Source organism: Marinomonas phaeophyticola, from assembly GCF_026966905.1.
Classification (GTDB): Bacteria; Pseudomonadota; Gammaproteobacteria; order Pseudomonadales; family Marinomonadaceae; genus Marinomonas; species Marinomonas phaeophyticola.
This window is the reverse complement of record NZ_JAPUBN010000010.1, coordinates 213,100-239,752: the sequence shown is the minus strand read 5'-3', so window position 1 is coordinate 239,752 and position 26,653 is coordinate 213,100. Positions and strand designations below refer to the sequence as shown.

27 protein-coding genes are annotated in these 26,653 nt (G+C 39.3%); 5 read left to right on the top strand and 22 right to left on the bottom strand.

The window, feature by feature from the left end:
* The first annotated feature begins 11 nt into the window (after nucleotides 1–11).
* The gene (locus O1D97_RS03810; protein ID WP_269122940.1) at nucleotides 12–944 is read left to right on the top strand and encodes a DHH family phosphoesterase; all 933 of its coding nucleotides are present in this window, start codon (nucleotides 12–14) and stop codon (nucleotides 942–944) included.
* 72 nt (nucleotides 945–1,016) lie between these two features.
* Here O1D97_RS03810 and O1D97_RS03805 read toward each other — a convergent pair whose 3' ends face one another.
* The 3 genes from O1D97_RS03805 to O1D97_RS03795 form a co-directional block, all read right to left on the bottom strand.
* On the bottom strand, nucleotides 1,017–2,768 hold the full coding sequence (locus O1D97_RS03805) for a putative bifunctional diguanylate cyclase/phosphodiesterase (protein WP_269122938.1): 1,752 nt from the start codon (nucleotides 2,766–2,768) through the stop codon (nucleotides 1,017–1,019).
* Nucleotides 2,752–3,624: a PAS domain-containing protein gene (locus O1D97_RS03800; RefSeq protein WP_269122936.1), complete on the bottom strand. Its 873-nt coding sequence runs from the start codon at nucleotides 3,622–3,624 to the stop codon at nucleotides 2,752–2,754. Before O1D97_RS03800 ends, O1D97_RS03805 begins: the two co-directional genes overlap by 17 nt.
* A 144-nt stretch (nucleotides 3,625–3,768) precedes the next feature.
* Nucleotides 3,769–5,079 carry an alpha/beta hydrolase family protein gene (locus tag O1D97_RS03795; protein WP_269122934.1) on the bottom strand — a complete coding sequence of 437 codons (1,311 nt, stop codon included), beginning with the start codon at nucleotides 5,077–5,079 and terminating at the stop codon, nucleotides 3,769–3,771.
* Nucleotides 5,080–5,169: 90 nt separating this feature from the next.
* Here O1D97_RS03795 and O1D97_RS03790 point away from each other — a divergent pair, with 90 nt between their 5' ends.
* Entirely contained in the window at nucleotides 5,170–5,778 is a 609-nt protein-coding gene (locus tag O1D97_RS03790) for a glutathione S-transferase family protein (RefSeq protein WP_269122932.1), read from the top strand.
* A gap of 65 nt (nucleotides 5,779–5,843) precedes the next feature.
* On the opposite strand, the gene O1D97_RS03785 is transcribed toward O1D97_RS03790, so the two are convergent.
* Both O1D97_RS03785 and O1D97_RS03780 read right to left on the bottom strand, forming a co-directional pair.
* On the bottom strand, nucleotides 5,844–6,182 hold the full coding sequence (locus tag O1D97_RS03785) for a hypothetical protein (RefSeq protein ID WP_269122930.1): 339 nt from the start codon (nucleotides 6,180–6,182) through the stop codon (nucleotides 5,844–5,846).
* 102 nt (nucleotides 6,183–6,284) lie between these two features.
* Nucleotides 6,285–6,506 carry a hypothetical protein gene (locus tag O1D97_RS03780; protein ID WP_269122928.1) on the bottom strand — a complete coding sequence of 74 codons (222 nt, stop codon included), beginning with the start codon at nucleotides 6,504–6,506 and terminating at the stop codon, nucleotides 6,285–6,287.
* Between the two features lie 218 nt (nucleotides 6,507–6,724).
* On the opposite strand from O1D97_RS03780, the gene O1D97_RS03775 reads away from it, so the two are divergent.
* The 3 genes from O1D97_RS03775 to O1D97_RS03765 are packed head-to-tail and all read left to right on the top strand — an operon-like array spanning nucleotide 6,725 to nucleotide 9,747.
* Nucleotides 6,725–7,789, top strand: coding sequence for a GNAT family N-acetyltransferase (locus tag O1D97_RS03775; RefSeq protein ID WP_269122927.1), 1,065 nt, complete (start codon nucleotides 6,725–6,727; stop codon nucleotides 7,787–7,789).
* A gap of 7 nt (nucleotides 7,790–7,796) precedes the next feature.
* Nucleotides 7,797–9,074 carry a metallophosphoesterase family protein gene (locus O1D97_RS03770; protein WP_269122926.1) on the top strand — a complete coding sequence of 426 codons (1,278 nt, stop codon included), beginning with the start codon at nucleotides 7,797–7,799 and terminating at the stop codon, nucleotides 9,072–9,074.
* A 55-nt stretch (nucleotides 9,075–9,129) separates the two neighbouring features.
* The gene (locus tag O1D97_RS03765; RefSeq protein ID WP_269122924.1) at nucleotides 9,130–9,747 is read left to right on the top strand and encodes a metallophosphoesterase family protein; all 618 of its coding nucleotides are present in this window, start codon (nucleotides 9,130–9,132) and stop codon (nucleotides 9,745–9,747) included.
* A 36-nt stretch (nucleotides 9,748–9,783) separates the two neighbouring features.
* Here O1D97_RS03765 and O1D97_RS03760 read toward each other — a convergent pair whose 3' ends face one another.
* From O1D97_RS03760 to O1D97_RS03675, 17 genes are all read right to left on the bottom strand, one after another.
* A complete protein-coding gene (locus tag O1D97_RS03760; protein WP_269122923.1) occupies nucleotides 9,784–10,707 on the bottom strand; it encodes a diguanylate cyclase domain-containing protein in 924 nt (307 codons plus the stop codon).
* A complete protein-coding gene (locus O1D97_RS03755; RefSeq protein ID WP_269122921.1) occupies nucleotides 10,707–11,192 on the bottom strand; it encodes an Hpt domain-containing protein in 486 nt (161 codons plus the stop codon). Before O1D97_RS03755 ends, O1D97_RS03760 begins: the two co-directional genes overlap by 1 nt.
* 97 nt (nucleotides 11,193–11,289) lie before the next feature.
* Nucleotides 11,290–13,089, bottom strand: a complete 1,800-nt coding sequence (locus O1D97_RS03750) for an ATP-binding protein (RefSeq protein WP_269122919.1) — start codon at nucleotides 13,087–13,089, stop codon at nucleotides 11,290–11,292.
* Between the two features lie 4 nt (nucleotides 13,090–13,093).
* Nucleotides 13,094–13,897 (bottom strand): avidin/streptavidin family protein, encoded by an 804-nt coding sequence (locus O1D97_RS03745; RefSeq protein ID WP_269122917.1) that lies wholly within the window; start codon nucleotides 13,895–13,897, stop codon nucleotides 13,094–13,096.
* 14 nt (nucleotides 13,898–13,911) lie between these two features.
* Entirely contained in the window at nucleotides 13,912–15,126 is a 1,215-nt protein-coding gene (locus O1D97_RS03740) for a pepsin-like aspartic protease (RefSeq protein WP_269122915.1), read from the bottom strand.
* A 262-nt stretch (nucleotides 15,127–15,388) separates the two neighbouring features.
* Entirely contained in the window at nucleotides 15,389–16,282 is an 894-nt protein-coding gene (locus O1D97_RS03735; protein ID WP_269122913.1) for an AraC family transcriptional regulator, read from the bottom strand.
* Between the two features lie 73 nt (nucleotides 16,283–16,355).
* Nucleotides 16,356–17,150, bottom strand: coding sequence for an L-iditol 2-dehydrogenase (locus O1D97_RS03730; RefSeq protein WP_269122911.1), 795 nt, complete (start codon nucleotides 17,148–17,150; stop codon nucleotides 16,356–16,358).
* A gap of 95 nt (nucleotides 17,151–17,245) precedes the next feature.
* Entirely contained in the window at nucleotides 17,246–18,475 is a 1,230-nt protein-coding gene (locus O1D97_RS19550; protein ID WP_330221434.1) for a mannitol dehydrogenase family protein, read from the bottom strand.
* Nucleotides 18,476–18,516: 41 nt separating this feature from the next.
* Nucleotides 18,517–18,663 (bottom strand): hypothetical protein, encoded by a 147-nt coding sequence (locus tag O1D97_RS03715; protein ID WP_269122909.1) that lies wholly within the window; start codon nucleotides 18,661–18,663, stop codon nucleotides 18,517–18,519.
* On the bottom strand, nucleotides 18,656–19,759 hold the full coding sequence (locus tag O1D97_RS03710) for an ABC transporter ATP-binding protein (RefSeq protein ID WP_269122907.1): 1,104 nt from the start codon (nucleotides 19,757–19,759) through the stop codon (nucleotides 18,656–18,658). Before O1D97_RS03710 ends, O1D97_RS03715 begins: the two co-directional genes overlap by 8 nt.
* Before the next feature lie 18 nt (nucleotides 19,760–19,777).
* Nucleotides 19,778–20,608 carry a carbohydrate ABC transporter permease gene (locus O1D97_RS03705; protein WP_206696851.1) on the bottom strand — a complete coding sequence of 277 codons (831 nt, stop codon included), beginning with the start codon at nucleotides 20,606–20,608 and terminating at the stop codon, nucleotides 19,778–19,780.
* Between the two features lie 10 nt (nucleotides 20,609–20,618).
* On the bottom strand, nucleotides 20,619–21,479 hold the full coding sequence (locus O1D97_RS03700; RefSeq protein ID WP_269122904.1) for a carbohydrate ABC transporter permease: 861 nt from the start codon (nucleotides 21,477–21,479) through the stop codon (nucleotides 20,619–20,621).
* A 135-nt stretch (nucleotides 21,480–21,614) separates the two neighbouring features.
* Nucleotides 21,615–22,934: an ABC transporter substrate-binding protein gene (locus O1D97_RS03695; protein ID WP_269122902.1), complete on the bottom strand. Its 1,320-nt coding sequence runs from the start codon at nucleotides 22,932–22,934 to the stop codon at nucleotides 21,615–21,617.
* Between the two features lie 383 nt (nucleotides 22,935–23,317).
* Nucleotides 23,318–24,424 carry a PQQ-dependent sugar dehydrogenase gene (locus tag O1D97_RS03690; protein ID WP_269122901.1) on the bottom strand — a complete coding sequence of 369 codons (1,107 nt, stop codon included), beginning with the start codon at nucleotides 24,422–24,424 and terminating at the stop codon, nucleotides 23,318–23,320.
* Nucleotides 24,425–24,619: 195 nt separating this feature from the next.
* Complete coding sequence (locus O1D97_RS03685) at nucleotides 24,620–25,813, bottom strand: MFS transporter (RefSeq protein ID WP_269122899.1); 1,194 nt, start codon at nucleotides 25,811–25,813, stop codon at nucleotides 24,620–24,622.
* A gap of 31 nt (nucleotides 25,814–25,844) precedes the next feature.
* On the bottom strand, nucleotides 25,845–26,108 hold the full coding sequence (locus tag O1D97_RS03680) for a hypothetical protein (RefSeq protein WP_269122897.1): 264 nt from the start codon (nucleotides 26,106–26,108) through the stop codon (nucleotides 25,845–25,847).
* On the bottom strand, nucleotides 26,105–26,515 hold the full coding sequence (locus O1D97_RS03675) for an alpha/beta hydrolase (protein ID WP_269122895.1): 411 nt from the start codon (nucleotides 26,513–26,515) through the stop codon (nucleotides 26,105–26,107). The genes O1D97_RS03680 and O1D97_RS03675 overlap by 4 nt, the downstream gene beginning before the upstream one ends.
* Nucleotides 26,516–26,653: the final 138 nt, after the last annotated feature.

Below are 26,653 nucleotides of genomic sequence, written 5' to 3'. Positions count from 1 at the left end.
TTGGAAAACCTATGACTAACTCTAAGTTCCGATTAGTAACAAGAAGTGATTTTGATGGCCTTGTGTGCGCTGTCCTTTTGAAAGATCTAAATATGATCGATGACATCCTATTTGTTCACCCCAAAGATATGCAAGATGGTAAAGTTGACATTACGGCTAACGATATCACTACAAACCTTCCTTATGTTGAAGGTTGTCACATTGCATTTGATCACCATTTAAGTGAAACCGTTCGCAACAATAAGAACATTGCTAATCATATTATAGACTCTAACGCCCCGTCTGCGGCTAGAGTAGTTTACGACTACTATGGTGGCGTAGAGAAGTTCCCAGGCATTTCAGTGGAAATGATGGATGCTGTCGATAAAGGGGATGCAGCACAATTCTCTGAGGATGAAGTGTTAAACCCTACTGGATGGGTCCTCATGAACTTTATTATGGATGCCCGTACAGGTCTTGGCCGATTTAGAGAGTTTAATGTGTCAAATTACCAGTTAATGATGCAGCTCATTGATTGCTGTAAAGACATGAGTATTGATGACATTTTACAATTAGACGACGTAGTTGAACGTGTTGAACTTTATGATCAGCATAATGCACTAGCTAAAGAACAAATTAGACGCTGTGCAACACAACATAAAAACCTTGTTGTCTTAGACCTAACGCATGAAGATATTATTTATGCGACCAATCGATTTGTCATTTATGCGATGTTCCCTGATTGCAACATTTCTATTCATAAAATGTGGGGGTTAAAACAGCAAAATACCGTCTATGCTATTGGTAAGTCGATATTAAACCGGTCATCGAAAACAAACGTTGGGGAGCTTTGCTTGCAATACAATGGCGGTGGTCATTTGAATGCTGGCACGTGTCAGGTAGAAAATGAGCAGGCTGAAGTTGTGTTGGCCGAACTCATCAAAAAAATCAACGCTGACGGATAGTTCTAGGTTTTTCTCTTCTATAAAAAGCCCAAGATAGAAGCCAGTATTCATTTGCTTCTATCTTGCCATTCCCTATACGCTCTCATGCCTTTCAAGTAATTCGTAAACCTTATCGCTACTCATAGGTCGATGAAAATAATAGCCTTGTAAATAATCACAGCCGAATTCTTTTAGCATTTTCCATTGCTCTTTATTCTCAACACCTTCAGCCACAACTTTCATCGACATACTAACCGCTAAAGCAATAATCGCTTTGGCAACATCATGATCAAAACTGTCTGTGGTAATACCATCAATGAATGACCTATCGATTTTCAGTACATCGGCATTCAGTTTTTTCAAATACCCTAAAGAAGTATAGCCAGAGCCAAAATCATCGATAGAAGACGATACCCCAATATTAAATAATTGATTTAAAATTAATGTGGCGTTATCAGGGTCCATCATCATCGCAGTCTCAGTTACTTCAACTTGTAAAAAATTTGCTAAGTAGGGCTTGCCTTTAACTAATGTTTCAAATGTATGTAACAAGCTAGGCAGGCTAATATGAGAAGCCGATATATTGATTGAGACAGGACACAAGTTAATACCCTGCCGTTTCCATTCACTTTGTTGCCTTACAACCTCATGAATAACCCATTCATCAAGCTGTAAAATCAAACTGGTTTCTTCTGCTATAGGAATAAAGTCATCAGGAGGGATCATGCCTTTTACTGGGTGATTCCAACGAACTAGAGCCTCCAAACTACGAATTTTACCTGTACTAGCCTCAACTATTGGTTGATAATGCAATACTAATTGATTCTGTCGTATCCCTTCTCGTAGTAATGACTCAATCATCATTCGATCGGGGGTAGATTCTTTCAAAAAATCATCATTCCAAAAACGATAGCACCCTTTACCGGCATTTTTTGCTTTATATAAAGCGATATCGGCATACTTCATTGCCGTCACACAATCTTCTGCATGATCCGGTAGATTGACAATCCCCATACTGGCACCGACAAAAATTTGATGTCCCTGCAGATCAAAGGGTTGAGATAATGAATCAATAATTCTTTGAGCGACTTGCTCAACAACTTGGTGAGAATCAATACCTTCTAGAACAATAACAAATTCATCGCCACCTTGGCGCGCAACCATACATTGATTTTGTGTTTCATACATCAATCTATCGGCAACATTCGCTAGCAGTTCATCACCAACATGATGACCTAATGAGTCGTTCACATATTTAAAACGATCAAGGTCGAGATAGATTAAAGCGATAGGTCCTGTGTTTTTCTTAGATGAGTCTAGCTTTTCGATTAAATATTCTTCAAACCTAGCTCTATTTGGTAACAAGGTTTGAGAATCATAATAGGCAAGTTGTTTTAACTGTTTCTGAGCCTTTTTCGCTTCAGATATGTCACTAAAAATAACAAGGTAATTTGTCAACATATCATCATCATCGAAATAAGCTTCAAGGGATAGCCATAGAATTTTCCCTTGTAAACCTTCATCGATAAAAGAGACTTCTCCAGCCCATTTTTGATGCTTGTGAACTTCTTTCCAAATTTGACGGTTTGTTAATCCTTTAGCTCTCAACAATGCAAAACGGTCACGAGCGGCATTCTTAAAGTCATCCACATTAAGATCAAATATTTCAGCCGCTACCTTATTAAAGTTAATCACATTGTGATCTTTATCCATCAAGACATTCCCTTGAAAAGAGGAATGGAAAAACTGGGTAGACAATTTAATTCGGTTTAGAGAGTCCTTATCTTTCGTAATATCTTTTACTAACCCGAGTAATCTAGGAGGCATATTATGAATTTTTTTCATACCCACCTTGAACATTAATATAAAATTCCTTTCCCTGTGGAGTTATAAACCTGTGTTCAATTTGGAACACACTCTTATAAGACAACAAATTTGCAATTGAATTAAATACCCTCTCCCTTTCATGTTCAGGAATACAGGATAAGTATTGTTCAAGACTCCAGTATTGCTCACCATCAGGTAAATCCAGTAATAACAGCAAACTTTTTGACAATACAATTTTCCGAGTTGATAAGTCTAACGACCACGACCCCATACGTGACAATTTATGCGCTTGAATCAAGTCGTTTTGAGATTTTTCCAAAACACGCTTATCATTAACTAATTGAGTAATATCATTAATGCAATACAAGCGACCAATTTTTTCTCCTTGATAAAAGCGAGTTCTACTTTCATATTCAAACAGGCGACCATCCTTTAATTGAAGAACGTCTGAACGGTTATGAAATGTCTTCATGTCATTCAGTATGGTTGCCTCTAATGTTTCAGGGTCTAGTACCTGATCCAAAATATGACGTACACAGGTTTGCCGATCAATTTCACCATTCAGTTCATCAGATAAATGCCATAATCTTTTAAACTCATCGTTAAACCGAAAGGTATCACTCCCCATTTCAGTCACAAGCATTGCATCACGTGCGGCATTAAAAGTCGCTTCAAATAAATGATTGCTTAACTCTAAATTTTCGTATCGTTGGACCAACTCGACCGTTGTTAAATCAATATAATTCTGTAAAAGTGCGTTCTGCTTAGATACTTCTTCGATATAAGCATGAACCTCGTTAATAAAAGCGTCCTGTTCGATGATATTCTTAGGCAGAGAATACTTTTCTAATAAACTTTGTAGCATTATATTCATCGACCACAGCACTCCAACCAGTTACAAGAATCAGGTAATTCAAAAATCAACCTCATATATCATCTGAAAACTTCTAAAAAAATAAGACTTTATTTTAACGCTTTACTAAAGATAATGTGGGATTACATTGTAAAGATTCGCATCCTAATTCTCTGCGCCTTTTTGGAAATTTAAACTTAATCCTTTTGCGGATCTGGCTGGGAAGCCCTTCCAATAAGTATGGTTTTCCAGAGGTTGTTGTTTGTCATCTAAATGATGAGTGCCATCAACCGAATTTGGCACAAGATTTAGGTACTCCAGTTTATCTATTTTCTGCTTTAGATACACATCCATAAAGGCCGTTGAGAAATGTTGAGCAATGTTATTCATTCGCACAGAGTCCCATACTGCATCTGCATAATGTTCGAATGGAGCAAAACCTAGCTCTTTATTGTATTCCCACGACTCTTGAGGAGCCGGCATCGGAGCACCGGCATTATGATTAGCAAAATGGTAAGTCAATAAATAACGATCTGTATTAACACTGCCCTCATAAATCGATTTTACGCCGTTCTCATAGCCAGAAACATCATCGTCCGAACCCGCAACAAACATCACTGGTATCGATATTCCTGCAAGTGATTTATTGTCCCAAAATTCATAATTTTTCCCCCAAGGTGCAAACGCAATAACAGCTTTTAATCTAGGGTCCATTAAGCGTTGATGGGATTCACTTCCCGACTTATGAATAGATAATGCGTTTTGAGGGGCGCCCCAAGAATAGTCGATACTTTTTTGCGTAACTCCCGCGCCAGCAGAAATTACAGCGCCATAAGCCCCCATCGAATAGCCAATTAGACCTGTTTGGTTAGCATCGACCAAACCTTCTAAAAAATGCCCCGCTTTCTTAGATAACTTATCCATCTTATTTAGCACAAACATTTGGTCTAGCGGCCTATTTACCAAAGTACTAGCGAATGCACTTTTATCATGATAAGTGCTATCAGTATGATCGATCGAAACAACAACATAGCCTTTAGACGCTAGATTTTCGCCTAGGTGGCTCAATAAGAATCGATTTCCAGGGTAGCCATGAGAAATAATAATGAGTGGAAAAGCGGTTTCAGTGTCTGCTGGCTCAACATTTCTCTGAGCTTTACCAGTTAAAGTTACCTGAGTTTTGCCATCTCTGAGATAAACATGTTCATATCTTCCTCTGGCATTAGCTTGATGATCTGTTGGGTACCACACTTCTAAAGTCAAGGGACGATCATAATATCGTTGCTCACCACTATCGTTTAAAGCCAGTATATCCAACTGGTTTGTATGGGTAACCTCTAATGTCCTTACACCAATAGGATATGTTCCGTAGGTGGCCAACTCGGGAGCATCAGGTCTAATTTGATCTATCGGATTTGCCCATAAAGTGGTATTCATCATGACACCCATTAATAACGCACTGTTTAATTTAAACAAGAGACGACTTCCTATTATTCTTCGTTGCTATTTTGCCTTATCATGCAGCAAGTTTAAAAGATAAAACAAGTAACCAATAAGGATTCTAAAATGATTACATTACACCACTTAACTCGCTCTCGATCAAAGCGAGTAACATGGCTATTTGAAGAACTAAATACACCCTATAACTTAATAAAACACACTCGAGACAGCCAAACGAATCTTGCACCTCAAAGCTTAAAAGACATCCATCCTTTAGGAAAAGCACCTATAATCGTCGATGGCGATACGATTTTATGCGAATCAAGCAGTATTATGGAGTACATCCTTGATCAGGATCAAAAGCAAAGACTAAGACCCGCTAAAAACACCCCAGCCTATTACCGTTACTTGGAATGGTCTCACTTTGCAGAAGGTTCCTTAAGTCTTCCTCTTATTACCAAATTGTTTATGAGTATGGAACAACGTGATGGTCAAAAACCAATGGACGCTTATATCAATAAAGAGATTGGTGTTGATTTTTCTTATATTGAAAATACACTAAGTAAACAGCCTTACTTTGCTGGTGAAGCATTTACTGCGGCTGACATTATGATGACCATTTCACTCGAGATAGCCGCTAGTATTGGTGTTTTAGCAGAAAAAACACATACTCTAGCGTATTTAGATAAAATCCAAAAGCGAGTTGCCTACATAAAAGCATCCGCTATAGGTTAATAGGCTACGGCTCTTTAGCTACCCGAATAATCTACCTAGGCGTTGCTAAAGAGTGCCGTAAACACTTAATTTCTTTCCTTTTGAGATTTCTCTAACATGACATCAGCCTTGGACCGTAGCTGAGGTTTATGGCGAATAGCATCAAATGGATCATCCTTTAATCGTGTAACGGGCTCTTTTTTGTCCACAGTAGAACGAAATATAAAGGATTTTTTAACAGTATTACTTGCCGGTGGCTTTTGCCTTGATGTTTTTTTTGATTGGAAAAAAATATTCGTAATGATAAACAAAATCGCTGCGCAAGCAAAAACAATCCATTTTAAAATAAAGGATGCAGCAAGGTAACTAGTATCATTATTAAGCTGACTGTATTGAATATAATCTTGATGAATTTGTTCCACCATCCAAAGACACGTGACCAATACTAGCAAGGAAAGAATCACCCGCTTATACTTTTTCCAGATGAAGGTAATAAATGTGAGTCGAAAAAGTTGATTCATCATAAGTTAGCCGAACAAGCTGATACCCAATAAAGCTAAAACCGCTAAGAGTCCTTTCTCTTTCACTTCTGACTTTATCTTTTGCTCTTCTTCTTGCACGACCACCTCAAGATCTTCTTCATTCATCTCCTCCGCTTTTCTACCTGCCAGTACAATACGAGTTTTGGCTCTCGATATGGCTTTTTCTCGAAGTACTTTATGGTATTTTTTTGTCACAGAAGTAAGCATAGTCTCGCTCTTATAAAGTCATTAAACAGATATACACAGTAAGATAGCACAAAGCCGACAAGGTATTAGAATGCAATAGTAATAAAAAAGTAAAGACCAATACCCTAATTTTAGTTATTTCCTATATGAAATTTTACCGCTAGTATTAAACGCTACAGCATTCCATAAAAAAATACAGACATTACCTAAAGCACATAGAAAATGGATAATTTATCAATATGCAACCAACAGAAATAGATCAATTGATACTCGATGAAAAATGGTCAGACTTATCTGATTTTCTGAGCCCTTTGAGAAATACAGATACAGTTGCTCATATTCTGTATGCAAAAAGCATTCTAACCGCTTACGGTAAAGGAGAAGAGAATAATCTCCGCGAAGCTATTTCACTTCTAAAAACAGCCCAGAAAATAGAGCCAAATAGCGCCAGATACAATACCATTTTATCTACTATGTTATTACAATCCGGAGAGAAAGATGACGCCCATCTATTCGCTCTCAATGCCTGTAAAGTTGCCTATCAAGATCCAACTACTCATCTTGCTCTTGCTCGATCTTTTCTCGCTCAAAACAAAGAGCTGAAGGCCTACGAGAGTTTTCAACAGGCATTATCATTCGTACCTGACTCTCAACCAGAATTCAAAGAGGATATCAAACGCAATATACTCAAATTATCCATCATCTGGGATACACCTTTAATAGGTAAAAGGTTAACGCTCAGAAGAGCTTCAGATGAAGATTTCGATTTTTTATTAGCAATAAGAAAAAATGATACCTTTAGAAATCAGTATAATATGTTTCATGGAACCTCCGTAAAATTGATTAAGGACAGCCTAACTAAATCACAAAAAAAGCCAATTGAGAGTGGAAAAGTAGAATGGATCATAGAAAAAAACAGTATCCCCATTGGAATCGCATCTTTGGTTGATATAAATACTCTAAACTCTAGAGCAGAATTACTTATAGGTTTTCCTCATGAACGAAGTGGATGGGTGTCCCTAGAAGCTACTTTTTTAATTTTAGAGTTTGCTTTTCAAAAATTAAAATTAAATAAAATATACAGCTATGTTTATTCTGATAATACCTACAGCCAAAAAAACACACTTCATTTAGGGTTCACACAAGAAGGTATTTTACGATCTCACGTTAAAAGGCCTGGTACATCTAAATACCTTGATTTAATTGTTAATGGCTACCTAGCGAATGAGTTTTTTCAAAGCCAAAAAATAAGCGTATTATTTAGACGAGTGTTAGGAAGAAAACCATCAATCGATCCGTTTTGAGTAGAGAATGTCTAAAAGAAAAACAATCAGTCCAGTTGAATTACCTCTTGTTTTAGCAGGCCCTATTCTACGTAAAACAACACCTAACGAGATCACTTTTTGGCTAGCTACTAGCATGCCTCTTACTCCCTCGTTAACACTAAAATTTAATCAGCATGAGCTATCCTCTAATAATGGAAACTTAGAGGTATCTCATCGCTGCTGCCATGCAGGGAAGCATTTATACCTTCACTTTATTCATATCATTCCAAAAGTCGCGTTACCTTTTGATATTTGGATTGAGTATGACATTCAGTTAAACAGCAACGAATCTAATCAGTCCTATCAGATGCACGATTGGGCTTCAGATTTATACTATCAAGGGCACACCTCCTTAGGATTTATTCTGCAACAAAAAGTTTCTAAATTGTTACATGGATCTTGCCGAAAACCCCACTTTAAGAGTCAAGGTAATACCGATGGATTGAAAAATGTTGATACCTTATTACAAACAACTGACGTTTCAGAGTGGCCGTCGTTGCTTATTTTATCAGGGGATCAAATTTATGCCGATGACGTTGCAGGCCCCATGTTACATGCCATACACCAAGTTATTAATAAACTGGGACTTCCAGAAGAGCAGCTAGAAGGATCTGAACTAGAAGATGACTCTGTACTTCATACGAATAACGCCTTTTATTACAAAAGACACGAACTTTTACCTTACACGAAAGAAACTAAAGAGTTGCATAAACAATTTTTTGGGGGCGCCAAAAAACCCGTATTTACGACAGATACGGCCCGTAATCATTTAATGACGCTCAGCGAAATGATGGCCATGTATTTACTCGTATGGTCTCCCACTTGCTGGCAATTCGTTACTCTAGAATGCCCAGAACAAATAGCGTTAGAGGAACATAAAGATAAATATCAGCAAGAAAAAGAGATTATTTTAGATTTCAAAAAGAATCTTCTAAGCGTTCAAAGAGCACTCGCTCATTTACCTAGCGCCATGATGTTTGATGATCACGATGTCACGGACGATTGGAACCTCAATGCCGCTTGGGAAAAATCAGCCTACGAAAACCCGCTTTCACGACGCATTATAGGCAACGCTCTCATCGCCTACTTACTGTTTCAAGGTTGGGGCAATAACCCAAACACCTTTTCCCATAAAGACATGGTGTCTTTAGAGGCTTTTTTCATAATAGAACAAAGCAAAGCCACGATGACTTCATCACCTCGTTACTCCAGTTTGATCAATGGCATTATGAATGGCCAACGTCACCGCCTCTGGTGGTATTAGATACAAGAACCCGTAGATGGGTGTCTGAAAAAATCCCCAACGGCCTTCAGGCCTTATGGACTGGGAAGCACTTACGGACTTGCAACTGATCTTAAAAGATAATGAAAACGCGGTTATTCTGGTTTCTCCCGCGCCTATATTTGGAGTAAAACTAATCGAAGCGGTACAGCGTATATTCACCTGGTTTGGACATCCGTTAATGGTCGACGCAGAAAACTGGATGGCACATCCTGGCTCTGCCTATGCACTAATGAATTTATTTCGCCACCCTAAAACGCCTCATAATTTTATTATTTTATCAGGCGATGTACATTACTCGTTTGTCTATGACATTAAGTTGAAAGGTCGTAAAAATAGCCCTAATATCTGGCAGATTACGAGCAGTGGCATCAAAAATGAATTCCCCACGACATTATTGGATTGGTTTGACCGACTGAACCGTTGGCTTTACGCACCTTGGTCACCTTTAAACTGGTTTACTAAAAGACGCGGCATGTGGGTCTCAGCCAGAAAGCCGAGCAATGCCTCAAGAGGAGAAAGATTAATGAACCATTCAGGAATTGGTTTGGTTATTCTAAACGAACAGGGACAACCAACATTCATAAGCCAAATCAGTGATCCAAAGAATCCAATTCATTTTATAAAACATGAAAGGGATAAACAGTTCGAATAGTGGTATAGATAAAATAAGCAAATAAACAGGCTTCTTTTATAAGGACGTCAGTAAGTCATTATTTGTCCAAAGAACACAATTTTTCCCTTTTTGTTTCGCTAAATACAACATCTTATCTGCCGCACTAAATAAATCTTCGACCTTTCCAGATGAGTCAGGTACATAAGTAACACCACCAGAACTAATGGTTACTGTATATTTTTTATCATTATGGTGGTATGTATGCTGTAAATTCTCTATTGCTTTTGCACAAGAACCGACCACTTCCATGGCATACTCTTTATTACAGTTAGGCAGTAGGGCAACAAACTCTTCCCCACCATAACGAGCCACTAAATCAATAGAACGCTGAAATTGACTTGATATTACTCTCGCTACCTGCTGAAGCACTTTATCCCCCTCTGCATGGCCATGATGGTCATTAAACTGTTTAAAGTCATCGATATCCATCACAACTAAGGATAATGGGGATTTTGATGTTAATGCTGAATCCCATTCCTGAAATAATCTTTCTTGGTATTTTCGTCTGTTCGCTAGCGAAGTAAGAGGATCAATATTGGCTAATCTTTCTAACATTTTACGCTGCTGCGAGAGTTGTAAATGTAAGTTAATTCGCGCCCTAATAATCTCTGCATTAAAAGGTTTTTGTATATAATCACTTGCACCAAGTAACAAGCCTTTTTCTTCATGTCTAGCATCATCTAAAGCGGTTATAAAAATAACAGGAATCGCACAGGTGCGTACATCTCGATTTAAAATCGCCATTGTTTCAAAGCCGTCCATATCTGGCATTAAAACATCAAGTAAAATGAGGTCAGGTTTTAATTCAATGGCCTTTCGAATTCCTTGCGAACCACTTTTAGCAAGGGTAACGTCTACGTCTCCACGTAATATATCGCTGATGATTTTCAAGTTTATTTTTTCATCATCAATAACTAACACTCGTTGAGTTTCTGTCATTACTGAGTACCTTGAATTTGCGCTAACAACCGTTGGACAATTTCAGCGGCTCTTTCATACTCTACTTCTTCAACGTTCCATACTAACTCCCCAACAAGACTAACATGTTCTGTGTTGGCAACTAAAGAATGTAACGAATCAAAATAGTTTTCAGCTGAAAAATCAGATGTTTGTAAAAGAGGCAAAAGTTCAATCAAAACTTCTTTTAACTTTCCAACATTAGAATCAGGGTAACCAGACTTAGGAATAGTTTTTTGACTAAGTTCATTTTCAAATAAGGGACTTAGTTGACCAATATACCTATCTAGAGAATGCAAAACTGAGACTAAAAATGCATTCGTTCCATTACCATTTAATAACGCTTCCTCTAAAATAGAACAGCTCGTCGATAATTCAAAGGCACCAATATAAGCTGCGCTTGATTTTAGAGTATGAACAAACTCTAAAATTTGATCATTATCTTTACCAACTTCAATTTTAAACAAAGAGTCAACTTGTTGGCTATACTGTTTATAAAAAAACGCACTACATCCAAATAAAGAAGAGGCATTCTCCCCATATTCTGTATTGCTTTATCTACATTTATGGATTCAATTTTTTTATACCAACGAATAAGGCCTCATATTCACTCGGCACACTCTTTTCTGAAATATCAATAACGTCCGTATCAAGCTTGGTATTATCGATACTTACTCTCAAGTATTTTTGAAGTGTTTCGTATAAAACATACTTATTAACAGGTTTACCAATATGATCATTCATACCACTATTATAACTGTCTTGTATCGAGCTCTCATCCACATGAGCCGTCATAGCAATAATAGGTAAAGTCAGTAATTTCAAATCATTTCTGATTTTCTTAGCGACAGTAAAGCCGTCCATCTCAGGCATTTGGATATCTAATAGGACGACATCAAACTCTTCTTCTTGTAGTTTTTTCAATGCTTGTAGACCACTAATTGCAGTATCAATCGAAGCCTTCGTTTCATCTAAATACCCTATAGCCACATGACGATTAATCGGATGATCATCTACCAATAAGATACGACATCCAGATAAATCAGGAACACTTTCTACTTTATCTAACCCATCCAGCGGATCTTTATGTGTCGAATGGGAAGCAGTAGAACCGGAAAATAAAGGAAGAGACATTGTAAACTTAGTCCCTACGCCCTGCTCACTCGATACGTGAATTTGCCCACCCATCAACTCACATAACTGTTGTGAAATAGAAAGACCTAAACCCGTGCCACCAAATTTACGTGTGATACTCGTATCTGCCTGACTGAAAGACTGAAATAACCGGTCAATTTGTTCTTTAGAAATACCTATGCCCGTGTCTGACACTTCACACTGTAAAAGTATCCCTTGCTCTTCATACTCTTCAGATGTAATACGTAAACACACCTCTCCGTGGTCAGTAAATTTAATCGCATTACTGGTTAAATTTACTATAATTTGCTGGATACGAAGTGGATCACCTATAAGAACTTTTGGTACTTTTTCATCGATGTGGCAAAGAAATGTTAGCTGCTTTTCTTCTGCTTTAATAGAGTTCATATTGCAAACTCTTCGTGCTATCTTTTCTATCGAAAATGGAATTCTTTCAACGAGCAGTTTTCCGGCTTCCATTTTTGAAAAATCTAGAACGTCATTCACAAGCTCTAACAAGGTTTCCCCAGACTCTAAAATCTTACCAATAAAATCTTTCTGATTACTATCTAGCTCTGTTTTTAACGCTAAATCACTCAAACCGATGACAGCATTGATGGGGGTACGTATCTCGTGGCTCATTCTGGCAACAAAAGAAGATTTTGCCTGTAAGGCTTCTTCGGCAATTTTTTTAGAATTTTCCAGTTCAATCGTTCTTTCTTGGACTTTTTTATCTAAATTTTGATTTATTTCTTCTAATGCGTAACTGTATTCTTTTAACTTCTCATTCGCTTTGATCGCAACCTGTTCGGCCTCTTTTATTTTGGTAATATCACGGCTGACACCACAAACAAACAAAGGCTCTCCTTGCTCACTAAATATAGGAACAAAAAGGGTATCAAAATAGATACTAGAGCCATCACCTCGAATGCCATTTTGCTCAATTGATATTGGCTTTTTCGCCAGTATCACTTCTCGATAGGTTTCATAAACTTGTTCGGTAACTTCATCACCAAAAATCGCTCTGATATCTAAACGATGTACATTTAGATCCGCATCCAACCCCATAACTTTCTTAGAAGCAGGGTTATTATCAAATAGAGTAAATTCACCTTTATCTTCTACTGCCATGATGAACATCAAATCCGCAGAGTGTTTCCACATCTGCAGAAAACACTCAATAACCATTCCATCATGTTCAGCTTGGTCAAACACTTGGTGTAAGCGCATGAAGCTATTCCTTATTTTCTTCTGAGTCAGATGATTGTTTATTTAAAATCCAGCCACTAGCATTAGCTTGTAAAAAGACTTCTTCGCTAGTGGTTCCACACGCCAACCAACGAAATAGAGTTAGTGTGTTTTTTTCAGTATTTAACGACCCACTTAGTGCGATAGGATTACCTGATAAGCATCCACTTAATGTGATCGACTGCAACCCTATTGAATCGGCATTCATATCATAAAAACCGCGCATTTCAATCGTTTCGCCCTCATATTTTAATGTCCCTTTAATGAGACCAATCTCAACATTAAAAGTGGCTAAATTTAACGATATTCCCTCTTCAGTATCCTGCCATAGCCCTGTTAGAGCACATTTATGCAGGCATGATGTAGAGCAATTAAATAGATCAAAAAAAGAAGGCTGAGGAAGAGAAGAAGAAGTACTTATTGATTTTTTAAAGGTAAGATTATCAATATAACTTCCTATCGCAATACCCTCATATTCCATCGATACTACCAAAGAATTAACAACCGTTAACGTCCCATTACTTTGCAATTGTCCGCAATAAGAAGAGACCCAATGCCAGCTATTATCGGGCGGTGCTTTATGGATAGGCTTCCAAAAAATAGAAAGTACTAACGCCTGTCCAACGTCTTTGGTGACGGGTTGATGACTCACTCGACCAAGTACAAAATACGTTCCAGACGCTCCTGTAGTCGAAGTATAATCACCAAACACCCACCCATCACTCAATACAATCAAGTTCATTTTTGAACCATAACTGTTTTCCCAGCATCCATTTATTGTCACAGTCATTACTTTGTATCCTCTTAAGAACAAAAAATAGATGCCACCGTTGATTGCCTATTCTGTATGATTTTAGGTCCATCTGGCTTATTAAATAGCCACATACCAATCGGTATAAGCGTAATGCCTTCATTCACTTTTTCAACCGCTTGATATTCATAGACCGTATACAAAAAATCCATTAATACAGAGCCGACAAGGATAAGCCCTTCTACACCATTCAAGGGGCGGAATTGTGGGATAACATGCCCTTGAAACATACCCTCTTCGATTTTTACATTATAGGTTGATGACGGCAACGTTAGCGTAGGTTTATTATTAGGATCATCACCCTCTAAAATGACAGTCAGGTCTTCTGTTTGTAATAAGGCCATTAAAAAAGCGTCATACATGGCACTCGGGGCCCCTTTATACTGAGAAGACCCTGTATCAAGAGCAAATAAGATGTCTTTAGCTAGGCTATGATCACCCATTTTAAATTCGGCCATTTTTGTCGTCCAAAGATACTCACCTCCTGGCTCACTATATTCGCTCCAAGGTAGAAAACAGTATTCTAGAGAATCCTTATAGGACGGATTTAATACCCCCATAGAAACAGTACCCAGATTTGAACTCTGGTCTGTTTCAAAGGCTAAATACGCTTTGTTTTTATTAACGTAGCCTGTTGCGATCAAACTAGCTAAAAAATGAAACGACTCCTCACCATTTTTCTGTCCCCTATTTCGATAAGAAAATAGCTTTGTGTTGACATCATCGTTTTGAGAGCTTGTCGTCAAACTCGGCATACCTATGCCGCCATCCCAATCTAAAGCTTCAAACTGTGTCCCTTCATAGTTTTTAGAAAGGTAGATATCTGACGTGAGTTGAACGTTATCGCCAGTAAAAGCATCTATGTTAGGAAGAGTAAAAATATCATTGCCAGATCTAACTTGCATATCTCCCCAAGGACCAAAGTCAACGGTTTGATCTGTACTCGAAAGCCAATGAAAAGAGGAAGATTTACTGTAGTTGAATTGACCTCCCCCATAATGATGACAGGTGTTGTTATCGCATAAGCTGGAAGTGACCCAAATGAAATTACTGCCTGTATCAAAAGAAAACTTCAGTAATTGCTCTGGAGTCCCCAGATTAATTTCAGCGTACCAAGGAGAAGCTCCATTATTTTGAAAAGGACCTTTTAAAAGAGACAGTCGTATACCCATCCCTGACATTTTCGATTGGTTTTTCATTTCAGACATAAATCGCTTTCCATTACAGGCTATCTATAAAATGAATAGAAGCAACAGCTAAAGGTAGTCTATATATTCAAATTCTGCATAATTTAAATATACGTCATATCATAAATGACATATATAGAAATAAAAACCAACATAATTAACTCCTATAATTATGAATCGACAAATAAACTGATTACTTTAACTTAATATTTTGTATATTCATGGAATGGACAGTAATCGTATAAAAACAATGTATATTCTTTTATAAAATTACTTACGATAACTAGTGTTCAATTTCCATATCATTATTATTCAATTGTTGAGATCTAAATTCCCTAGGGGTCACTCCCTTTAACTCATGAAAACGGCGATTAAAATTGGCTATATTATTAAATCCGACTTGAAAACAAATGGTCGCAATTTGGGAATCCGTTTCAGCCAAAAGATTACACGCCCGGCTAATACGTACTCGATTTACAAATTCAATAAACCGATTGCCTGTCGCTTTTTTGAAGAAACGGGAGAAGTGACTATCTGACATACCAATTAGCTCTGCTGCAGTAGACAAGCTTATTTCATCGCCGTAGTACTGAGAGACGTAATCAACAACGGTATTAATTTTACGCTGCTGGACTTCACTGGTTTTCTGATCAATTTGGGCTGTAGAGAGTAAACGGTAATTCTGGCAGTTTGCCAAGCGGTGTAATAAAGATAGCGTAGAGAGCAACTTACTTAACCCTTGAGCATCGCGTATTTCTTGAAATCTTCGAATAAGCTCGTTTAAATCCAGATCAAGGAACTCTATACCGGATTTGGCCTTTGCCAAGAGAGGCAATAATTCAGAAAATTCAGGTATTATTTTCATGCCTTCAGAGAAAGATTGATGATCAAAGCGAATCGCCATGTCACGCACATCAACTGGGTCTTGATCATTTTGACAGACCCAATTATGCGGTAATCTTGGGCCCACTAATATAATCTGCCCAGGAGAGAATGAACCAATATAGTCGCCAACAAACACTTTCCCTTTAGTTGATACGATTAAATGCAATTCATAATCATCGTGAGCATGCCAACGAACCAAATCGCTAGGAAAGCCATGTTCTAGATATCGAATAGTATCAATAGTATCACCAAGGATTTCATATTCAGGTGTTTTGTTTTTTGTACTAGACATTGTGATTCCTAAAATACTCAGAGAACGTCATACTCTCCTAGAAAAAGAAAACAACAACAGAGAAAGACAGTTGTTAACTCATAACATTACCACCGTCTACATTATATGTTTGCGCGGTAATATAGCTAGCCCCAGCAGAAGCCAAGAACAAAGCAACAGAAGCAACTTCTTCTGGTTGTCCCATATAGCCTAAAGGAACAGCCTCACCCACCGCAATTTTTTTCTCACCTAATTGAAGGTGTTCATATTTTGCAAATAATGCGTCCACTTCAGCCCACATTGGCGTATCAATAACACCTGGTGAAATCGCGTTTACGGTAATTTTATGCTCTGCAAAGGCTAAGGCAGCCGATTGAGTATAGCTAATAACAGCGGCTTTGGTAGCGCAATAATGCGATACGAGCGCCTCACCACGACGACCTGCTTGAGATGCCATATTGATGATTCTTCCCTGTACACCTAACTCAATCATTTTCCTCGCGACTTTTTGCATCATAAAAAAGAGCGCTTTTACATTAATACTAAAAAGACGGTCAAAGCTGTCTTCAGTCGCCTCAATGACAGGCGCCAAATCGAATACAGCCGCATTGTTTACAAGAATATCAATTTTTTGAAATGCATTAAGTGTCTCGATAATTACTTGATCCACCCCATCAAAGTCACATACATCACATCCGATATACAAAGCTTGGCCAGGGTATTTCTCTAATAATTTAGACATGGTCTCAGGCCGCTTTTGGGGATAATCCGTTAACATAACCTGAGCACCGTTAGCCAAGTAGGTCTCGGCAATAGCCAAGCCAATACCGCCTGCGGCACCAGTGATAAGAGCAACTTTATTTGTCAAATCTTGATTGCTTTTTTGCATACTATGATCCTTTATTCTCTGCAAAGGGTAAGTTTGCTACCTAAATATGAATAACCATAATCTGTAGATAGCATCTCGTTCTATAAGGCGATTTTTTATAGAGCTGCTTTAATAGCGCTGGTTAGATCCTTGACAAAGTTAGGGTATTCTTCCGGAACCTTCTGCCATAAAAAACGATCTGTAACAAACGCTTTGATTCCTGCCTCGTCATCCGTAAAAGGCGATAACTTATCAATATTAGGCTCATTATAAGTAATCGATAGTTCACCTTTAGTCACCTTATTGATAAACACAAACCAGCTAGCAATGCCTTCTATCGTTTTACGAGGGTTTCCTCCTAAACGATAAATTTCAGCTAATGTGGGGTAAACAAAAATGGCAAACTTCGCGTAGCCATCCGTACAAATTCGCTCTACGGTATCACCAATATTACTGTTACTAAAACGTTGAGCAATTACTTCATAATAAGCAGGTAGATCGACAATTGACTCCCCAATAGCAGGAATGGAATCTTGTTTAATAAAGTCAGAAAAGTATTGCTTTAATGCCACATCCTGCATCGCTTCATCAAAATACGTAAGCTGTTTTAAGGCGGCCTGATAAGTCACAACCGTATGGCCTGCATTTAGAATTCGAATTTTAGCCTCTTCGTAAGGAGTGACATCCGAGACAAACTCAACACCGACCTCATTTAATAAAGGCTTCTCACCCGCAAAATCATCTTCAATAACCCATTGAATAAAATCTTCACCCATTACGGTCATTTCATCCACTATGCCAAAACGTACTTGTACATCATCAACATGTTGCTGACTTGGCTTAGGGGTAATTCGATCTACCATGGAACATGGAAAAGACACGTTATCTTCAACCCAGTCTATTAATGCAGGATCATTTTTAGCCTGCAAAAATTGAATCAATCCTGTTTTTAATAATTTTCCATTATGACGAAGGTTATCACAGCTTAGTAACGTAATCTTAGATTTAGAGGTCTCACTGCGACGCTTTAAACCGGCATAAAGAAAGGCATATAAAGTATTCCGACCAGACGTAATATCTTCCTCAATGAGAGGATTATCCAGCATCAGTCTTTTGTTTTCATCTAGATAATAACCGCCCTCAGTGACGGTAAAAGTCACCAGTTGTATAGTAGACTTAGACATTAACTCATCTACTGAACTAGGGGCAAACGAGCCGTCAACAAGCTGCACAATAGAACGAATATGTTCGTACTCTACTATCCCATCAGCCGACATAGTTTTAAGAACGTACTCGCCTTTTTGTTTTTCTAATTGTGAAAATCCAACACGATCTTGAGAGCGAATATTAACGCCAACTAATCCCCAATTTTTTCCTGCCGGGAGTGCTAATAAACGGTCAAAAAAACCGCTTGGTGAGCTCGATGAAAAGCCCCTACTCCAAGATGCATGACACCCGCCGTAATGTCATCACGCACATAATTCTGCGTCGACATCCGCTCTGCATTGCGTTTAATTTTGAGAAAATCAGACATCTTCAACTTCCTCAGCAAGCAGCGAAATAACTCGATCACTTTCATTGAAAAGAATCATTTCATCACGATCAATATTAATATTTACTAACTGACCATCTTTAATGTCACTGCGTGCAGATACTTTCACAATAATGGTCTGATTGCTGCTCAATTGAATATGCGCGTAGGCTTCTGACCCCAAGTGCTCAATGAGTTCTATACGCCCATTAAGCTCACCTTTTTCTTCTGATAAACTCATGTGCTCAGGACGAATACCGAGAACAATTGAACTTGGTATAGGGCCACTAATACGAGCCGTTGGGAAACGAATTTCACCAGCACCTAATTGGAAAACCAACTCATTTTCTTGACGAATCATATTTTCCGTTGGCAACAAGTTCATTTTAGGTGTACCAATAAATTCGGCCACAAAACGACTGTTTGGCTGACGATATAGCTCTAATGGTGTACCCACTTGCTCAATCGATCCTGCATTAAGAATCACCACTCGGTCCGCTAGCGTCATCGCCTCAACCTGATCGTGGGTTACATAAATCATTGTAGTACCGAGCTTTTTGTGTAATCTAGCTAACTCTAAACGCATCTGTACACGTAATGCGGCATCTAGGTTTGATAAAGGCTCATCAAATAGAAAGACTTTAGGTTGGCGAACAATGGCACGACCAATGGCAACCCTTTGACGTTGACCACCAGAAAGTTCTTTTGGTTTACGCTCTAGTAATGGATCAAGTTGCAATGAAGCGGATACAGATCGAACTTTTTCTTTAACTTCTTCATCCGGCACTTTCGCTAACCGCAGAGCAAAAGATAGATTCTCCGCCACTGTCATGTGTGGATAAAGAGCATAAGATTGGAATACCATTGCCAAATCTCTTTTTGACGAAGCAAGCTCAGTAATGTCCCGACCATCTAGATTGATCGAGCCGCTAGAGCTGGACTCTAGACCGGCAATGGTTCTTAGCAAGGTCGACTTGCCACAACCAGAAGGACCAACGAAGACAACAAACTCACCTTCTTTTATGGATAAATTAATGCCGCGCAATGCATGGTAACTGTCATAGTATTTTTGTAGTTCAGTAATGGCTAAATAAGACATGATGTAAATTCCTAATTATTATTTTACGGCGCCAAAAGTAAGGCCTTGGACAAGTTGTTTCTGACAGAACCAACCAAAGATAACGATAGGAGCACAAGCTAGCGTTGATGCTGCGGATAGCTTGGCCCAGAATAACCCTTCAGGACTGGAATAAGAGGCAATCATCGCGGTTAAAGGCGCCGCTTCAGAGGCCGTCAAGTTAAGTGACCAAAAAGCTTCATTCCAGCAGAGAACAATAGACAATAGACCAGTAGATGAGATACCACCGATAGACAATGGCAACACTACTTTCATCATTTCATCCCATGGGGTAGCACCATCCATTCTTGCGGCTTCTAAAATTTCTTTTGGCAAATCTTTAAAGTAAGAGAACAGCATCCAAATAATGATAGGTAGATTCATTAGAGTGAAAATAATCACCAAACCAATACGTGAATCCAATAGCCCATTATCTCTAAACAAAATATAGATAGGGACAAGCACACCTACCGCTGGCAACATTTTGGTTGATAGCATCCAAAGCAAAATGTCTTTCGTTCTTTTAGTCGGTGAAAACGCCATTGAGTACGCCGCTGGTACACCAATAATGAGCGCAATAATGGTGGCACCAAAAGAGGTAACCACAGAGTTCATCGCATGTTTCAAATAATCACTACGTTCTTGCACAATACTGAAATTATCCAGTGTTGGCTCAAAGAAAAGTGTTGGTGGTATTGAAATAGCCTGCAGCTCTGTTTTAAAGGAGGTAATAAACATCCAAAAAATCGGGAAAAATAACAAACAAGCGACTAACCAAGAGAAAAAGCCAATGATTAGCGTTTTAAATTTACGTTGTTGATTAAGCGTCATAATAACCACCTTATACCGTTAGGTTCTTGCCAACGGCACGGATTAAAAAGAAAGCCACAATGTTTGCGAGAATGACGGCGAACAGTCCACCAGCCGATGCCACACCAACATCATATTGAAGTAGAGCTTGGTTATAGATTAAATACGCTAGGTTGGTACTATCATAACCAGGGCCACCACCTGTAGAGACAAATATCTCCGCAAAAATAGCCAATAAGAAGATGGTCTCAATCATCACTACCACTGCAATAGGTCGAGCTAGATGTGGAATCGTTAGATAACGGAAGATATCCCAACTAGTCGCGCCATCCATTGCCGCCGCTTCTTTTTGTTCGGTATCTTGCGATTGTAAAGCCGTAACAAAAACCAATATTGCAAAGGGTAACCACTGCCAACTGACCATCATAATGACGGACCCCAAGGGAAAATCAGAGAGCCAATCTATCGGCTCAAATCCGAGTGTTTGAGATATCCAAGCAAAAACCCCATATACAGGATTCATCATCATATTTTTCCAAATCAGTGCATTCACTGTTGGCATGATGAAAAAAGGTGAAATCAACAAAACACGGACAATACTACGACCAAAAAACGGTTTATCGATTAACGCAGATAACGCGACACCGAGTACTACAGTGATAATCAGTACGGATAATAAAAGAGTTAATGTATTAAATATGGCAGGTAAGAAACCTGGGTCCGTCATAAAAAACTCGAAATTCATCAAGCCGACAAAGTTGTTTTGTCCTGGATAAAGTAAGTTATAACGAATCGTTGAAAAATAAATGGTCATGGATAACGGAACTATCATCCAAACCAACAGTAAAATGACTGATGGCGCCATTAATAAGCGAGTAATAGAACGCTTCATGGTGAGTATCTCTTATAGAAAACAATTATCAGCGGGCAGCTATATCAACCCAATCTTGAAAAAGCCGTACGCTTTCGATGAGTTCCGGAAGGCTTTAATCCCAAACCTTCCGGAGTATTCAGCTAGCTACTCATTCTAGTAGTAACCAGCTTGACGCATTTGACGATCAGCCGAAACATTCGCTGATTTCAATGCTTGATCAACCGTCATACTGCCTGCTAATGCACCAGAGACCATCTGCCCTGTTGTTGTACCAATGGCTTGGAACTCAGGAATGGCTGCAAACTGAACTCCGACATAAGGGGACGGCTTTAATGTACTATCCGCTGGGTTAGCGGAGTTAATGGCTTTTAGCTCCGCCTCAGCAAAGACAGCCGCGGCTTGGAATTTAGGGTTTTCATAGGTACTAGTACGCGTTCCTGTAGGAACCGCCGCCCAACCATTTTTATTCCCAACAAGCTCTATGTATTCTTTGGACGTTGCCCAGCGAATAAACGTTTGTGCCGCGTCCGCATTCTTAGTCGCAGCCGGAATGGCTAAAGACCAAGCCCATAACCAATTGGCCCCCTTCTCAGTAACCTTGTATGGAGATTGAGCAAAACCAACCTGATCAGCCACCTTACTTTGTTTCGGATCGGTTACAAATGAAGCAGCGATTGTAGCGTCAATCCACATACCACATTTACCTTCATTGAATAACGCAAGATTTTCATTGAAGCTATTACTGCTGGCACCTGGAGGCCCATATTTATTCAGTAGATCAACATAGAAGTTAACCGCACTTTTCCACTCTGCAGATTCAAGTTGAGGCTTCCAATCTTCATCAAACCAGCGAGCACCAAATGAGTTGGCCATAGTAGACATAAAGGCCATGTTATCGCCCCAGCCTGCTTTACCACGAAGACACATACCGTAAACACCATTGCTTGGGTCATGCACCGCTGCCGCTACATCACGAATGTGATCCCAGCTATCGCGATCGTTAATTTCCATACCCGCATTCTTAACTAGGTCTTTACGGTACATAACCATGGAACTTTCACCATAGAAAGGTGCCGCATACAGAGTATCTTTATAAGACAGACCACCGCGAATAGAGGGAAGAATGTCTTCAACATCGTAATCACCACTCACGTCAATTGCTTGTAACCAATCACGCTCTGCCCAAATTGGTGCTTCATACATACCAATAGTCATGACATCGTATAAGCCACTTTTATTAGCAATATCTTGTGTTACGTTCTGACGAAGTACGCCCTCTTCCAAAGTCACCCATTTTACTTTGATATCTGGATATGCTTTTTCAAATTCTGGAGTGAGTTTTTGCATTTCGATCATGTGGCCATTATTTACTGTGGCGACGGTGATTTCTGTGGCTGCTGCAGCATGAGTTGCCATAATTGCCGTAGCGAAGGAAACAGCACAGGTAACTGTACTTTTAGCAAAGATATTCATAGGTCATTCCCCATTTGGAGTATTTGTTTTTATAGTCTTACCAAATCTTGGATATTATTACCAAGTGCAATAACTATAGGCGAGGAACATGGGACTCTCTAATACATAAACAACCAATATAGATACTTTTTTGACAGCTTTACGCTTTATTACAATTTAAACTGTCAAAAACATATATGTTGATACAATCCGAATCCATATATTAAGGCCGCTAAATATAGATGAGACCATGTCTATGAAAAGAATCAATAGAAGTAGGAAGTAAGAGATGGAGAGTTAAAAACACCTAATTTTTTAACTCTCTAATAGTCCGTTGGCAGACCTGCGAATGTGATAAAATTGGAAAAATCAAGTCCTTATGTCAATAACATAAATAGGTAAAGCTACTCTTTCACTCTTCCCAATACCTTCAATAACTTTCCTGAATCAGTACCTATATAAAGCACGCCATTTGAATCTTGCGCAAGAGAACGCAACCTTTCATTCAAGTCTTCCAAGTAACGTACTTCCGTTGTTTCATCATTTTCATCAAGACTCACTTTATTGAGGTGGCGTAACGCGAGTGCCGTTGACAAAAAGTCCCCCTCCCAATTTGAAAACAAAGCACCTCGATAACGTAGCAGGCTGCTAGGTGCAATTGAAGGAACATATACCTTAATCGCCTTTTCAATGCCTGCTTTCTCTTGACCTTCTCCTACATTAATCGGTCCCCAATATTCTTTACCATGAGAAACAATCGGCCAACCGTAGTTTGCGCCTGCTCGAATTTGATTAATCTCATCGCCACCTCGGGGGCCATGCTCATTCGCCCACAATGTCTGTGTTTCTAGATCGAAAAATACGCCTTGAGGATTTCTATGACCATAACTCCATATTTCATTTCTTATTACATCATTTGCTATAAAGGGGTTATCCGCAGGCACACTACCATCTAAATTTAATCGCAATATACTACCCGCATGATTAGCGCCATCCTGAGCATTTTCTCGCTTTCCTCTTTCGCCAACTGAGAAAAAGACATGATTTTCCTCATCAAACGCGATTCGGCTACCATAGTGCTTGGTTGTTGAATTGGCCGAGTCGGTTACCAAAAGGTCTTGCCAATGGTTTAATGCTCCCGCTTCCAGCTTAGCTCTGGCAAGCGTAGTCGCCGCACCTTGGGTCGTTGGTTTAACATAGGTAAAATACAACCATCCATCCTTTTTAAAGTTAGGAGATTTAGCGACATCCAATAAACCACCTTGCCCTCTGGCATCGACCTTTGGTAAACCACTCAAAGCCAGCTTATCCCCATTAATAAGATTAACCCTGTAGGCTTCACCCTTCTTCAACGTCACAATGGCATATTGATCATTTAGGAGACTCAGACCCCATAAGGTGCCATCAAATTGAGCCACTTGATCCACTTTGAGTGAATCGCTGTTTTGCTGACTCATGGCATTCATACTAAATAGCGTCAGTATAAAAAAATAGACAATTCGGTTGGTCATTTTCAGGGGCCTCAATCGCTATAGCCTATACAAATTACAGACTATGAGAAGTGAATTGGAAAGCAGAACAATCACTTTATAGCAACATAAGCTGAAAGCAAACCTGAGAGAAGAAGATAGATAAAATATTAACACTTCAACCTATTCCAAAGACAATAGCCTACCTCGAAGACCATAAAGTCTGTATAAATCAGCTTAGCGAGTGGTTTGTATTCGACCTGCTAAGAGGCTAAACACAACACCACAACAACAAATTATGAGTACTAAGCCGGTAAAACCGCTAATCCCATAGGCAGTAATCACCGTCGCGAAGGTGGGCGGGCCTAACGTCGCGCCTAAATTTCCGAACTGAGCAATTAACCCATAGCCCTGAGCTTGTTCTACGGGGTTACGTGCAAGCATCGGAATCATGCCTAACGACGCGCCCGGTATCATCCCAAGAAATAATACAGTCACCCCAACTATCACGCTAAACAATAAGGTCTGATCCAGCAAAAATGGCAACAGCAGTGCATTTAGGGCAACACCAGAATAAGCCATCAGCGCCACCCTTTGAGGGCGCATGATATATTGCCCCAAAGCACCCGCTAGAAAAGTGCCCCCTGTGCTAATGAGAGGCAACGCCACTAGCATAGTAGCTCGAATCCGCTCTGCCTCTACAAAACGAGGAACATACGTCAATAATGACACTAAAGTACAGGTATAAAACAAAAAAACCAAACTCGGAAGTAAAGCTCGAGGATTACGGTATATCGTTAGCATTTGAGAAATAATTCGACTTTGCCCTCCAATCACAGGGACAAAATCCAGCACTGAATTTTTTCTTAAAAGGAAGTACACAACCACGCCGGCACAGCTAATTAAAAAGGCGTGACTCAAAAATAATCCTTGTAATCCCAACTGATCCAACATGCTTTTACCCAGCCAACCAGTAAGAGCAAAGGCGACGCCAAAAAAAGTGCCCCATAACCCCATAGTCAATGACTTATGCTGGGGGGCACTTAATTTTGCAATCAAGGTTGGTGCCGCCACCACAACCCCCAATTGAGAAAAACCTTCTAGGACACGTGTCAGTATAAACACACTAAAATGAGGTAATAAAGATTGAATAAAAGACAATATCCCACCTAAAAACAAGGCACTAACTAAGACTTTTAAATAACCTATTTTATTAGCAATCATACCGGCGAAAACGCCAAATAGAAGGCCTGCAATACCCACTACAGACAGGGTTGCGCCAGTCAACGTCGCTCCTGTCTGATAATGCATCATCACCGCATCGTAAGAAATAGATAATTTCGCAAATTGCATGGCCGCACTCACACCCGCTATCCACAAAAAAATCACTTCTAACCATTGAGTATGAGTATTAGGTACAGACTGAGTCATGTCACATCCTTAATGAATTTGGACGGCAATTCTACAATAAAACCCGTCTCATCGGGGCAATTAATCTGACCTTTTGATCAACTTCTTTCTCGCCAAATAACGCTAGCATGACTTCAGCAAACGCTTGCCGCCAACTAAAATAGTCGTGTCCTGCCGCGAATTCTTTATAAGTGACGCTATAGCCTTTAGAATGCAATACTGTACGCAAATGACGATTACTTTCTAATAGACCAATACCACTTCCCTTACCTGATTCAAAGACACCGGCACTCAAGAAAAAGCGTATCGGCTTCACATCGGTAGAGGCGACCCAATTGGCGATGTATTCCTCATTTTCGGGTAAGGTATTTGCTGGTGACCACCAGTAAGAGCCCGACATAGAAAGTACGTTACAGAAAAAATGTGTGGGTAACGTAATTCAATTGAGCTGGAAGCAAGTCCGCCGTAACTGGAGCCAGCAAGGACAGTGTGTTGAGCATCAATATTCATTTTTAGCTCACGTTTTGCCCAGGGGAGCACCTCTTCTACAAGCGCTTTAGCAAAAACAGGGTTATCTGGTAACTCATGACCACGAGACAAGCGACTTGCGTTATCAATAAAAATCGCCGCCACAGGAGGCAGTTGATTACTTGCGACTAAGTTGTCCAAAATGACTGGAATCGGTACTTTTGTAGTGTATTTCAATCCATCAAATTGCAGCAATAAAATAGCATTGGGATCATTAGCATCAAATCCAACAGAAGAAGAATTAGTATCTCTATTTCCTTTATGGTGGGTGACTCCGCAATGATGTTTTTCCGCTCAATACCTAAAAAACTGGCTTTACAGAACAGCAATGGC